The sequence below is a fragment of the Micromonospora sp. NPDC050784 genome (assembly GCF_044456765.1).
GTDB lineage: Bacteria > Actinomycetota > Actinomycetes > Mycobacteriales > Micromonosporaceae > Micromonospora > Micromonospora foliorum.
Map to the genome: position 1 here is coordinate 82,374 of NZ_JBITGG010000010.1, position 13,088 is coordinate 95,461.

Annotated in this window: 10 protein-coding genes and 1 pseudogene; 9 read left to right on the forward strand and 2 right to left on the reverse strand. The window is 70.5% G+C overall.

What is annotated here, in order from left to right; genetic code table 11:
• Window positions 1-5 precede the first annotated feature (5 nt).
• Both dnaN and dnaA read right to left on the reverse strand, forming a co-directional pair.
• On the reverse strand, window positions 6-1,139 hold the full coding sequence (gene dnaN, locus ACIBD9_RS15775) for a DNA polymerase III subunit beta (protein ID WP_124774224.1): 1,134 nt from the start codon (window positions 1,137-1,139) through the stop codon (window positions 6-8).
• 774 nt (window positions 1,140-1,913) lie between these two features.
• Window positions 1,914-3,860, reverse strand: coding sequence for a chromosomal replication initiator protein DnaA (dnaA, locus tag ACIBD9_RS15780; protein WP_396718157.1), 1,947 nt, complete (start codon window positions 3,858-3,860; stop codon window positions 1,914-1,916).
• A 508-nt stretch (window positions 3,861-4,368) separates the two neighbouring features.
• Here dnaA and rpmH point away from each other — a divergent pair.
• The 9 genes and pseudogenes from rpmH to ACIBD9_RS15825 all read left to right on the forward strand — a co-directional run.
• The gene (rpmH, locus tag ACIBD9_RS15785) at window positions 4,369-4,506 is read left to right on the forward strand and encodes a 50S ribosomal protein L34 (RefSeq protein WP_007453904.1); all 138 of its coding nucleotides are present in this window, start codon (window positions 4,369-4,371) and stop codon (window positions 4,504-4,506) included.
• A 34-nt stretch (window positions 4,507-4,540) separates the two neighbouring features.
• Entirely contained in the window at window positions 4,541-4,957 is a 417-nt protein-coding gene (gene rnpA / locus ACIBD9_RS15790) for a ribonuclease P protein component (protein ID WP_387175246.1), read from the forward strand.
• Window positions 4,954-5,250 (forward strand): membrane protein insertion efficiency factor YidD, encoded by a 297-nt coding sequence (yidD, locus tag ACIBD9_RS15795; protein WP_396718160.1) that lies wholly within the window; start codon window positions 4,954-4,956, stop codon window positions 5,248-5,250. The genes rnpA and yidD overlap by 4 nt, the downstream gene beginning before the upstream one ends.
• A gap of 2 nt (window positions 5,251-5,252) precedes the next feature.
• Window positions 5,253-6,248 (forward strand): membrane protein insertase YidC, encoded by a 996-nt coding sequence (gene yidC / locus ACIBD9_RS15800; protein WP_396718446.1) that lies wholly within the window; start codon window positions 5,253-5,255, stop codon window positions 6,246-6,248.
• 212 nt (window positions 6,249-6,460) lie between these two features.
• Complete coding sequence (locus ACIBD9_RS15805; RefSeq protein WP_091397533.1) at window positions 6,461-7,078, forward strand: R3H domain-containing nucleic acid-binding protein; 618 nt, start codon at window positions 6,461-6,463, stop codon at window positions 7,076-7,078.
• A gap of 4 nt (window positions 7,079-7,082) precedes the next feature.
• Entirely contained in the window at window positions 7,083-7,931 is an 849-nt protein-coding gene (gene rsmG / locus ACIBD9_RS15810) for a 16S rRNA (guanine(527)-N(7))-methyltransferase RsmG (RefSeq protein ID WP_396718162.1), read from the forward strand.
• 256 nt (window positions 7,932-8,187) lie between these two features.
• Window positions 8,188-9,513: an AAA family ATPase gene (locus tag ACIBD9_RS15815; protein ID WP_396718164.1), complete on the forward strand. Its 1,326-nt coding sequence runs from the start codon at window positions 8,188-8,190 to the stop codon at window positions 9,511-9,513.
• A gap of 27 nt (window positions 9,514-9,540) precedes the next feature.
• Window positions 9,541-10,557: a ParB/RepB/Spo0J family partition protein gene (locus ACIBD9_RS15820; RefSeq protein WP_396718167.1), complete on the forward strand. Its 1,017-nt coding sequence runs from the start codon at window positions 9,541-9,543 to the stop codon at window positions 10,555-10,557.
• 1,895 nt (window positions 10,558-12,452) lie between these two features.
• Window positions 12,453-12,822: pseudogene (locus tag ACIBD9_RS15825) on the forward strand (hypothetical protein); the annotation flags it as partial.
• Window positions 12,823-13,088: the final 266 nt, after the last annotated feature.

Sequence of the window (13,088 nt, forward strand, 5' to 3'; positions counted from 1 at the left end):
CGCGATCAGCGCGAGACGCGGATCGGCATGATGAGGTACCGGTACCCCGGAATGACCTCGCCATCCTCGCCAGCGGGAGAGATCACCGCGGGCTTGAAGGCGTCGACGAAGGAGAGCACGGCCGTCTGGGCGCCCAGGTTTGCCAGACCGTCGATGAGGTACTGCGGGTTGAAGCCGATGGTCAGCGGGTCACCGGTGAAGGTGGCCTCCATCGCCTCGCTGGCCCGGGCCTCCTCGGAACCGCCGGCCTCGACCACCAGGCCGTCTGCGCTGAAGCTGAGCAGCACCGGCGTCGTCCGTTCGGCGACCAGCGCGACCCGCTTGACCACCTCGATCAGCGTGCTGACCGGCACCCGGGCCGCGGCGTTGTGCGTGGCCGGGAAGAGCGACCGCACCGGCGGGTAGTTGGCGCCGTCGAGCAGCCGGCTGGTGGTGCGTCGGGTGCCACCCGCGAGGCCGACCATGCCCTCGCCCGCGGCGCCCTGGGCGAGGGCGAGGGTGACCTCGCCGCCCAGCGGCCCGAGGGCCTTGGCGGTGTCGTTCAGGGTGCGGGCGGGCACCAGGGCGTTGATGCTCACGTCGGGGTCGTCCGGCCGCCACTGGATCTCGCGCAGCGCCAACCGGTAACGGTCGGTGGCGAGCATCGACAGCGTGTTGCCGGACAGCTCGACGCGGACACCGGTCATCATCGGCAGCGTCTCGTCGCGACCGGCAGCGATCGCCACCTGGGACACCGCGGTGGCGAACGCGGCGGCGTCGACCGTGCCGGCGCTCTGCGGCATCTCGGGCAGCGCGGGGTAATCCTCCACCGGCATGGTGGGCAGGGTGAACCGGGCGCTGCCACAGACCAGCTCCAGGTGCGCGCCGACCGCGGCGATGTCGACCGGCTTGGCCGGCAACGCCTTGGTGATCTCGGCGAGCAGGCGGCCGGAGACGAGCGCGGCGCCGTCGGCGTCGCCCTGCACCTCGACGGTCACCTGGCTGGAGACCTCGTAGTCGAACCCGGAGACCCGCAGGTTGCCGTCGGTGACGCGGAGCATCACCCCGGCGAGCACCGGTACGGATGGCCGGTTGGGCAGGCTCTTCGCGGTCCACGCCACAGCCTCGGCGAGCGCGTCGCGCTCCACTCGGAACTTCATCAATGCCTCCGCGTCGACGTCAGCGACAACTCTCTCATGCCGACCGCTGCCTACCGTCCCGCCCGACCGTGCGGGTACCCATCGCACCTTAGGGCGCGGGGGTATCGGCTGTGCGCCCGACCCCATGGATCGTGTCGATGCTGACCGGCTGATCCGACAGCGTTCGGCCCGATCCACAGAAAGCCCAACGGTGATGATTGGTTTTTGTTCTCTTAGAAGAGATAACTCATCGTCTTCATCGCACCTGTGCAAACTGTGGAAAACCGAGGTCTGCGCAGGTCAGACAGGTTATCCACCGGTGATTTAGCTGTGGAGAACCGGGGGTACAACCGGCTTGTGTGTCCACAGCCCGGCGACGCCGGCCGGTTGTCCACCGTTGTCCACCGGTTGTCCACCGGTAATCCACCGACTTTCTCCCCAAGCCTGTGGATCGCGGGGAAGATCACCATTGCCGTCGTCCCCAGAACCTTCAACAGCCCGTACACAGGTTGATGATGATCGGTGGATAACCCGACCGTCGTCCCCAGGCGTCCACAGCTTCGTACACAGGGTTTCTCCACAGCCTGTGGGTAACTGGCGGAGGACGGACCGTAGTTATCCACCGACGGTGGATAACGAGCTGTGGACAACGAGTGGAAGGCGAGGCGGTCACGGCCTCGATGCTGTGGTCTCCACCATGTCGAGAGTCCAGCTGGCGGACCAAAAACAACGCCCGACCGGAGATCCGGCCGGGCGTGTCCCGGGCTGTGCGCCGCCGTACGGCGGTCGTACGCCTCAGCTGTTCTGCTTGATCCGGTTGGTCAGCTCGGCGATCTGGTTGTACAGCGAGCGGCGCTCCGCCATCTGCTGACGAATCTTGCGGTCGGCGTGCATCACAGTGGTGTGGTCCCGGCCGCCGAACGCCTGCCCGATCCGGGGCAGCGACAGCTCGGTCAACTCCCGACACAGGTACATGGCCACCTGGCGGGCGTTGACCAGCACCCGGGACCTGGACTGGCCGCGCAGGTCCTCCAGGCTCACCCCGAAGTAGTCCGCGGTCGACGCCATGATCTGGTCGGCGTTGATCTCCGGACCGGCGCCGTCGGGCATGAAGTCCCGAAGCACCTCCTCGGCCAGCGACAGCTCGACCGTCGACCGGGTCAGGCTGGCGAAGGCGGTCACCCGGATCAGGGCGCCCTCCAGCTCCCGGATCGAGTTCGACACCCGGGAGGCGATGAACTCCAACACGTCCGGCGGGGCGTACATCCGCTCCTGCGCCGCCTTCTTCTGCAGGATCGCGATCCGGGTCTCCAGATCCGGTGGCTGGATGTCGGCCAGCAGCCCCCACTCGAACCGGGTTCGCATCCGGTCCTCCAGGGTGGCGAGCTGGCGCGGCGACCGGTCCGAGGTGATCACGATCTGCTTGTTGGCGTTGTGCAGCGTGTTGAAGGTGTGGAAGAACTCCTCCTGGGTGCGCTCGCGGTTCTCCAGGAACTGGATGTCGTCGATCAACAGGATGTCAACGTCGCGGTAGCGCCGCTGGAACGCGCTGGTCTTGTCGTCCCGGAGCGAGTTGATGAAGTCGTTGGTGAATTCCTCGGTCGAGACGTACCGGACCGAGCGGGCGTTGCCGAGCGTCGTGGCGTAGTGCCCGATGGCGTGCAACAGGTGCGTCTTGCCCAGCCCGGAGTGCCCGTAGATGAACAGCGGGTTGTACGCCTTGGCCGGCGACTCCGCCACCGCGACGCTCGCCGCGTGGGCGAAGCGGTTGGACGAGCCGATGACGAACGTCTCAAACATGTACTTCGGGTTGAGCCGGTTGCCACCGGTGTCGGCACCGGGCAACCGGCGGTCGTCGCGGCCACCTGTTCGGTGGTCCACCGCGCTGCGACCCGGGCCGCTGTCCGTTCCGCTGTCCCGAGGGAGCGAACGGATCACGTGCTGGTCGCGCGGCGACGCGGAGTCGTCCCGGTAGCGGGGCTCGTAGGGCCGGGTGTCCGGGCCGGGTGGGTCCAGGCGGGCGGCCTGCTCGTCGTAGCCGCGCCGGTCCGGACCCGGTCGAGGCGAGCGCATGGGCTCCGCGAAGGCGGCGCTGAACAACGCCTCCTGCCCGTCCCTGCTGGCGGGGATCAGCCCCGAGCGGTGCCCGTCGACGGGCGGCGCGAGCGGCGGACCCGCCGGTGCGGGCGGCGGACCGGGATCGGTCGCACGCGGCGCGGGCGACTGCTCGGGGATCATCGCGTCGGCCGACGGCCGAGAGCCCTGGTCGTCGTCGAAGGGTGCGACGCCCGGACCGTCGATGTCGAGCGGGCCGGGCTCCGGGGCGCTGCGGTAGACGGTGCCGGCCGGTCGGCCGGAAGCGTCCTCGGCCACCCGGACGGTGACCGCGACCTGGATCGGCCGGCCGAGCCGGCGGGTCAGTGCCTCGGTGATCGCCGGGCGCAGCCGTGACTCGATCACGTCGCGGGTGAACGCGTCCGGAACGGAGAGCAGTGCGGTGTCCTCGACGATCGCTCGCAGCCGGGTCAGTCGGAGATAGGCACGCTGCTGCGCGGAGATGATCTCGTCGGCGAGCTCGTCGGTCGCCGCTAACCACACTGCGGCAAGGTCGGTCGTACCGGCCACCGTCGTGCCACCCCCTCGCTTCTGCTCCCGGCCGCCGCTGTCTGCCAGCCGGCCGTCCCGGGCCCGCCGCGTTCGCGGGTGGAACAACACCCACCCGGACGGTCGACCGGTGGTCATCCACAAGTTATCCACAGCCTGTGTACCGACCGATTGTGGCCGCCGCCGGACGCGGGTGGGACCTGCCCCTGCCTGAACGGGCGCTGAAGCGGGTTCACCGTGCCGAACGATTCACTGCCGTGTCCGGTCTTGCCTGCGCGACGACCGGAGCTTCCGACGCTCACCGCAATCGGGCACGGTAACAGCGTTGTCCCTGCGCCATCAACCGGCGACGCGGCGGCGCCCTTGTCGGCATCAGCGAAAACCGCCCTCCGGCCTCGGGCGCGTCCCGTTGTCCGCTGCTCGGGGTGTTTGACGGTCATTGCCCCCCTGCGTAGGCTGGAACGGCTGCTTTCTCGCCCTCTGCTAGGGTGATGGGTGCTTGCTGTCCGCGGTCGCATCCCCGCACCGCCGAGGTCCCGCTCCGCCGGACAGCACCGATCGTGGGCCACCCTCGAGGTGGCCTGGACCACCACACGACCCCGGCGATCCCTTCGCGCGGGGCGCGTACGAAAACGGAGAGCCTGACGTGAGCAAGCGCACCTACCAGCCGAACAACCGCCGGCGCGCGAAGACCCACGGCTTCCGGCTGCGCATGCGCACCCGTGCCGGCCGTGCCATCCTGTCGAGCCGTCGCGCCAAGGGTCGCACCACCCTGTCGGCCTGAGCCGACCGGGCCGGTCCAGGGGACGTGGGCAGTCGTGCTGGCCGCCGCACAGCGACTGCGGCGCAGCACTGACTTCGCCGCAGCGGTTCGCGGTGGCCGACGCGCCGGACGTGGCGCCGTCGTGGTCCACCTGGCCATGCCGGTGACCGCCGACCCCAGCACACCGACCTCGCCGGAGCCGGTACGGGACAACAGTGCGGAGCAGTCGTCCGTGCCGTCCCGTGCCGGCTTCGTCGTGTCCAAGGCGGTCGGCAACGCGGTGACCCGTAACCGGGTCCGGCGCCGACTGCGGGCACTGGTCCGGGAACGGCTGACCGCCCTGCCCGCCGGCAGCACCCTGGTAGTCCGGGCGCTCCCGGCCGCGGCGCAGGCGTCGTACCCTCGGCTCGCCACCGACCTGGACGCCGCCATCGCGGTCGCCAGATCCCCCCGCGAGCGGCGGTCCCGATGAGCGGCACCGAGCAGAGCAGCCCCCGCCCCTCGACAACCGGTGCCAAGGTGCTGATCGCGCCCATCATCGCGTACCGTCGGTGGATAAGTCCGGCACTGCCGGCTCGCTGTCGGTTCTACCCGTCGTGCAGTGCGTACGCCCAGGAGGCGGTCGTTCGGCACGGCGCGCTCCGGGGAGCCGTGCTGGCGGTCCGGCGGTTGTTGCGCTGCCACCCCTTTCACCCTGGTGGATATGACCCGGTGCCGGAGCCGGGCGGCCGCCGCCGTGCTGATGTGACTGGAGCCCCGAATTGAGTCTGAGTCTCGACTGGATCTACTACGCGATTTCGTGGATCCTGCTGACCTGGCACTCTGCCTGGGACGCCATCGGGGTGCCCGTCGGCGCGGTGATCGGCACCAACTTCGCCTGGATCCTGTCCATCATCTTCCTGGTGGTCACCGTCCGGGTGATCCTGTTCCCGGTCTTCGTCAAGCAGATCAAGTCGCAGCGGGCGATGCAGGCGCTCCAGCCCAAGGTCAAGGAGCTTCAGGAGAAGCACAAGGGTGACCGGGAGACGCTCCAGAAAGAAATGATGGAGCTCTACAAGAAGGAGAAGGCCAACCCGCTGATGGGTTGCCTTCCGATGTTCCTTCAGATCCCGGTCTTCCTGGGCCTCTTCCACGTGCTGCGCCGGCTTGACCCGTTCAAGGGCGAAGACAAGAAGACGATCTACGGCTGGACCGTCGACCAGTTCAACAGTGCCTCGCACGCCAAGCTCTTCACGGCCCCGCTCGCCGGCAAGTTCGGCTCCACCGCCGACGAGCTGGCGCGGCTGAACGCCAACGGCAACACCACGAAGATCATCGCCGGCATCCTGGTCCTGGTCATGATCGCGACCACCTACCTGACCAGCCGTCAGATGATCCTCAAGACCGGCTGGGCCGAGGACCCGCAGCAGCGGATGATCCAGCGACTGATGCTCTACGGCATCCCCGCCTCGCTGCTGATCTCCGGCGCGATCTTCCCGATCGGCGTCATCATCTACTGGGTCACCAACAACCTCTTCACCCTCGGCCAGCAGCAGTGGGTGCTGCGGAAGTTCCCGCCGCCGGTGACCGCCAAGAAGGCCGTCGCTCCCGCCGCCGCCCGCAACCCGGTCCAGCCCGCCAAGTCCGGTGGCCTGTTCGGTCGCGGCAAGACGGCCCCGCCGGCGCCGGTCAAGGCGACCGCCCCCAAGGTGGCCGGGCCGAAGCCGGGCGCCAAGCCGGTGAACAACCCGAAGAAGAGCCGCCCCGCCAAGCGGCAGGGCTGACCTGCGAGGGCCGCCGTCGGATCACCGGCGGCGGCCCGTTCCGCACCGCGCAGCCGCCGTACGGCCGGCGCCGGGTGGAACCGACCGCGCACCGCGCGGCCACGGGCGACACTGCCCGTACAGACGTGCCCGTGGGCACCGGCGACCTCCCGCCGGCCCCGGGAAACCAGTCGGACCCGACGGTCCGGCCGAGCGAGTACGGAGATGAGACCGTGACCGAGACCAGCATCCCCCGCGCCGAGCAGTCCCTGGACGAGGAGGAGACCGCCACGCTCGCGGTGGACGGCGACGACACCGAAGCCGATGACACCGAGGCGGACGACGACACCGACACCGCCGCTGGCACCCGGGTGAAGAAGGCTGTGGGCGAGGGCGACCTGTTCCGGCAGAGCGAGATCGCCGCCGACTACGTCGAGGGCCTGCTCGACATCCTCGACTACGACGGCGACATCGACGAGTTGGTCGCCGCCGGCCGTCCGATGGTCGAGGTGGTCGGCGAGCGGCTGCAGAATCTGGTCGGTCAGCGCGGGGCCACCCTGGAGGCGCTCCAGGAGCTGACCCGCCTTGCCGTCTTCCGGCAGACCGGTACGCCGAGCCGTCTGCTCCTCGACGTCGGTGGCTACCGCGCGAACCGCCGCAAGGAACTCGCCGCGGTCGCCAAGAACGCCGTCGAGAAGGTCAAGGAGTACGGCGAGCCGGTCCGCCTGGAGGCGATGTCCGCGTTCGAGCGCAAGTGCGTGCACGACGTCGTCAACGCCATGTCCGGCGTGGCGAGCGAGTCCGAGGGTGTGGAGCCGAACCGGCGCATCGTCGTACGGCCGGCGGACTGACCGGGTGACCCACGACGACATCACGGCCGACGCCGTGTCCGGCCCGGGCGGCACGCCGCCCGGGCCGTCCGCTGTCCGCCCCGCCACCGCCGACGCCGAACCGACCGGGCGAGAGACCGCCCCGTCACCGGCCGACGCGGCGCTGCCGCCCGAGCTGGCTCCGGCCGCGCTGACGCTCTTCGGCGACCGTCTCGACCTGGCCGCCGCGTACGCCGAACTGCTGGCCACCGACGGGGTGATCCGCGGCCTGATCGGCCCCCGGGAGGCCCCCCGCATCTGGGACCGGCACCTGCTCAACTGCGCAGCGGTCGCCGAGCGGATCCCGTCCGGCGCGACGGTGCTCGACGTGGGATCCGGCGCCGGCCTGCCGGGTCTCGTCCTGGCCATCGCCCGCCCCGACCTCACGGTCACCCTGATCGAGCCACTCGCCCGACGGACCTCGTTCCTGATCGAGGTCGTCGAGCGACTCGGCCTGGCCAAGTCGGTACGGGTGTTCCGCGGCCGGGCCGACGAGGCCGCCAGCGGTTCGAGCGGCCGGGATCCGATCAGTGGAGACGTGGTGACCGCGCGCGCGGTCGCGCCCCTGGATCGGCTCGCGGGCTGGAGCCTTCCCCTGGCGGTTCGCGGTGGTCGGCTGCTGGCGCTCAAGGGCTCGTCCGCCGCGGCCGAGATCGAGGAGCACGCCGAGGTGGTGGCGCGACTCGGCGGCGGGGAGCCGACCGTGCAGCTCTGCGGCGTCGGGGTGATCGATCCGCCCACCACGGTCGTGGAGATCGTCCGCGAGCGGATGGTGGGCCCTGCCCGCCCGGCGGCCAAGAAACGCGCCCGGGGTGGACGCGCCCGTCGAGGGTGACACTTCGCGCCATCGGGCTTCCGGCCGGTGGGTTGCCTCGTTGTACCGGTACGGATGGACGAGGGGATGAGAACCCGACGTGGACCGGCCGCGCCCGTCCGCCGTAGGCTGACCGCGCGTCGATAGTGTGGAGCGGGTGACGGACGTCGCGGGTCTCCGACCGCTCCCGTGGGCCGTACGCTCCGGGATGCGGGCGTGGATGCGGCCAAGTTGACCGGGGCGCGGACCGACCATCCGAAGCGGGCAGGGATGACAGGTGCATGACGACGGCAGGTACGACGATCCACGCGTGACCGGGTCGACCAGCGATCCCGTTTCACGTGAAACCGACTACCCGAGCTGGTCGCCCGGCGCGACCGGGTCACCGACCCGACCTACCGACAGCGATCCGCCAGCAGCGCTCGACCCCCCGTCGGGCTCGGTGCGGCCAGAGGGCTCGGCCATTCCGGACCCGGCGAGTGTTCGCCGGACGCCGGAGGCGTCGGGCCGACCGGTAAACGCCGCCGAGGTGCGGTCGACCTCGGGTCGCCGCAACACCGCCGCGGCGGTTCGCTTCGAGGCGGCCGTCCCGCACCAACCCACCGCGGCCGTCGTTCGGGACGCCGCGCCGGTGGTCGCCGACGCACCGGTCGCTTCGACCGAGTCGTTGGCTGCCGTGGCGGCCGACCCCACGTACGTTTCACGTGAAACCCCGACGCGCGAAGAGGATGACCCACCGTTGGCTATGGAGGCGATGCGCGCCGTGCAGATCCTGAATCCCAGTGGCGAGGTGACCATGCCTCGGCCGGACCGGACCCGGGTCATGTGCGTCGCCAACCAGAAGGGCGGCGTGGGTAAGACCACCACCACCGTCAACCTTGCGGTGGCGCTCGCCCTGCACGGCAACCGGGTGCTCGTGGTCGACCTCGACCCGCAGGGCAACGCCTCGACCGGGCTCAACGTCCCACACCACACCGGAATCCCCGACGTGTACGACTGCCTGATCAACAGCGTGCCGCTGGCCGAGGTGGCACAGGCGGTCGAGGGCATCCCCAACCTCTGGTGCGTACCCGCGACCATCGACCTGGCCGGCGCGGAGATCGAGCTGGTGTCGGTGGTGGCACGGGAGTCGCGCCTGGACCGGGCGATCGCCGCGTACCCGGGCGAGTTCGACTACGTCTTCATCGACTGCCCGCCCTCGCTCGGTCTGCTCACGGTCAACGCTCTGGTTGCCGCGCAGGAGGTGCTGATCCCGATCCAGTGCGAGTACTACGCGCTGGAAGGGCTCAACCAGCTGATCAACAACATCAACCTGGTACGCCAGCACCTCAACCCGAAGCTCGATGTCTCCACCATCCTGCTGACCATGTACGACCGTCGCACCCGGTTGGCCGACGCCGTCGAGCAGGACGTCCGGAACCACTTCGGCGACAAGGTTCTCCAGGCGGTCATCCCCCGCAACGTCCGGGTCTCCGAGGCGCCGAGCTACGGCCAGTCGGTGATGACCTACGATCCCGGTTCGCGGGGCGCCACGAGTTACTTCGAGGCCGCCCAGGAAATCGCCGAGCGGGGCGTCAAGGAGCCGGTGGGCCGGAATGCGTAGTGCGGACGAGTCGCTGGGAGGCGTGGCATGAAGAACCGTCCTCGGGGCGGCCTGGGTAGGGGCCTGGGGGCGCTGATCCCGACCGGGCCGGCGCCGGGTGCCGCTGGCACCGCGACGGCCGAGCCGGAGAACGAGTACATGGAAGAGGCGGGCAGCCTCGCCGTCGCCACGGTGCCTGCCGGGGCGCCGGCCCACGAGCCGGAGCCGGTGCTCAGCCCGGTGCCCGGTGCTCGATTCGCCGAGATCCCGGTCGACGCGATCATGCCCAACCCGAAGCAGCCCCGTCAGGTCTTCGACGAGGAGGCACTGGAGGAGCTGAAGACCTCGATCCAGGAGGTCGGCTTCCTCCAGCCCATCGTCGTTCGGCAGCTCGACGACGAGAAGTACGAACTGGTGATGGGCGAGCGGCGCTGGCGGGCCGCCCAGGCGGTGGGGCGGGAGAGCATCCCGGCGATCGTCCGGGACACCCGGGACGACGCCATGCTCCGCGACGCCCTGCTGGAGAACATCCACCGGGCCAACCTGAACCCGCTGGAAGAGGCCGCCGCCTACCAGCAACTGCTGGAGGAGTTCGGGGCCACCCACGAGGAGTTGGCCCGCCGGATCGGCCGGAGTCGCCCGCAGATCTCCAACACCATCCGACTGCTGAACCTGCCCGCACAGGTGCAGCGGCGAGTCGCCGCCGGCATCCTGTCCGCGGGGCACGCCCGCGCTCTGCTGAGCCTCGACGAGGCGGAGGCACAGGAACAGCTGGCCCTGCGGATCGTGGCCGAGGGCCTGTCGGTTCGGGCGACCGAGGAGATCGTGGCCCTGGCACTGAACGACGGGCCGGCGAAGGGTCAGGCCGCGAAGCGCCGCCCGAAGGCGCACGCTCCGGCCCTGACCGATCTCGCCGATCGGCTGTCCGACCGGTTCGACACCCGGGTGAAGGTGGACATCGGCCGGAGCAAGGGCAAGATCACGATCGAGTTCGCAACGGTGGACGACCTTGAGCGGATCGTCGGGATCATCGGCGTGCAGCAGGAGGAGAGCGGCGAGGACTGAGCCCGCCCTCTCGCCGACGGCCGCGCTACCCACCGGGAGCGCGGCCGTTCCGCATCCCGGGTCGTCGCGTTTCACGTGAAACAGCGGTCGGCCTGATGCGGGGATCGGCCTTCCCTGCGGACCGTCGACGTTCTGGGCTTGCCCAGCCAACCCGGCGTCCCGCTTTGACCCCAGGATGAGTGGGCGGTGTGGTGGGCGGATGGGGTCGCGCTGTCCCGCAGGTTGCGAAGCACAAGCCGCAGCCGCAGCCGGCGGCGATGGGCGATCGACGGCATGCGGCGGCGGCATGCGGCGGCGGCATGCGGCGGCGGCATGCGGTGGACGGACGCGGCGGTGGCGAGGGCGGTAGCGAGGGCGGCGGACGGACCCGGCTGCGGCGACAGGCGGCGGACGCGGCTGCGGCGACAGGCGGCGGACGCGGCGACGGCGACAGGCGGCGGACCGACGCGGCGGTGGCGAAGGCGGTAGCGAGGGCGGCGGACGGACCCGGCTGCGGCAGGCGGCGGACGTGGCGGCGTGTGGCGACGGCGTGGCCGGTGATGGGTGTGGTGATGGGCGGCGAGCGCGGAGGTGGCGAGTGCCTGGTGGCCTCCGGCTGGCACGCCTGGGCCGACACCCCCCTACCGCGGCACCGAATCCACCGGCGCCCCGTCCGACGGGTCGAGGGCGCTGCACTTCCGGTAACCCGCCGCCGTGCGCTGCAGCGGCGACGACGTACGCCCGGCCAACCACGGTCGCGGACGTGTTGGCGGACGGGGTGGCGGGCGACGCGCAGCGGGCGCCGGGGCGGGTGCGGGTGGCGAGCGGATCCGCTAGACGCCTCGCAGAAGACTCCGGGATGGTCCACTCGACCGCAACCACCCCCTGCACGGCCCGAAGCGTCAGCGAGCCACTGAGTGGCGTGTAACGACGCCTTCGCCGTCACCCTCGGGTGGGCCGAGGCTCTCGGTCGCGGTCAGTCTGGTCGGAGCGTCCCTCGCCTCGACCTTGGCGGCGGGTTAGCCGAGTCGACGAATCGCCGGCCCGGGCTCGCCGCCCTGCGCCGTTTCACGTGAAACCGCGATAGCGGCTCGGTCGGACCGATCGAACTCTGGAGTCGAAGTGACGGTACAAGCAGAGTCGCCCTGGCTCTCAGGCGCTCGACGCCGGCGCTCCAGCTCGAACTACCCATCCCGTCCACAGCATCCGGCGTCCAGAGGTCCAATCCAGGCGTCCGGGCGCACGGGCCGGGGGTCGGGCCGACGCGGGTCCGCGTACGAGCGAGGCGGTCGTCCGCCGACGAGTGCAAAACGAGTTAGCGGGCGGTCATCGGCGGCGGGGCAACGCGTCGGCGGCGGCAGGCGGTGTCGATCGGAGTGCGCCCGTCCAATTCCGTCCCCGGGGCCATCGACCCCACCGATTTGGCGGCTCGCGGACAACGACCGACCGGCCGAAAAGTTATCCACACCGGTTGTCCACAGGCACCCCCCGTTTCACGTGAAACAGCGCGTGGGAGCGGGTGTGAGCCTGTGGATGACGGCCTGTGTTCAGGATCTCGGCAGCCTGTGGATATCGCCTCTCGCTGCCCGCGCGACCGCGCCGGCTCGGTCGACGACGTGCACCGATCCGGTAGCCCGCGACCGCTCAAACAGGTAGGGACAGCGGTGCCAGACTCGGTTAGGGTCAGCGTCGTGCACGACACCCCTCCCTCAGTCCCGGACTTCACCCAGTGGCCGTCATTTCCCTTCGAGGGCGACCTCCACGTGAAGCAACTCGATGATCCGGTCCCGGTCGAACCGCCCCGGAAGGGCGAGGGTCTCCGGGAATGCACCGCCTGCAACGCACCCGACGACGCCTACATCTGGGTGGGCGAGCGGTGGCGGGTCCGTGCCATGGACCGGCCCACCGGCCTGCCCATGGTGCTCATCCTGGAATCGCGGACTCACCTCGACCTCGGCGACCTGCCGAACCTGCTGGCCGCCGAGCTGGGGGTGATGACCGTACGCCTGGAGCGAGCCATCCGGTCGCTCGACGGCGTGGCGCGGGTGCACGTCAACCGCTGGGGCGACGGCTCGGCTCATCTGCACATGTGGTTCCTCGCCCGTCCGTACGGGCGTCTTCAGTTGCGGGGCACGTTCCTGTCCCTGTGGGATTCGATCCTGCCGCCGATCTCCGAGGCGCAGTGGCGGGAAAATCTGGCACTGGTCGCTGCCTGGCTCGCCGAGTTCGGTGGCCGCCCGCTCGCCGAGCCGCCCCGCATCCAGTGGCAGGCGCCGTCCAGTCTGCTGGCCCAATCCGCTGCCGCGGATGCCGCCGCCGCAGCGGAGGCTGCCTCAGCGGCAGCAGCCGGGGTGGAGGCGGTCTCGGTCATCGAGGCGGCAGAGGAGATCCCGGAGCCGGCGCTCGACTCCACTCCCGGTCCGACCCACGCCGACACCGCGCTCCCGGCCGAACCAGCCCCGGACCCGGACGCCGCTGCCGGCTCGACGGCGACCACGGTCACCGACCAAACGGCTGAACCCGCTCGGACGGCCACGGTCACCGGACCGGCG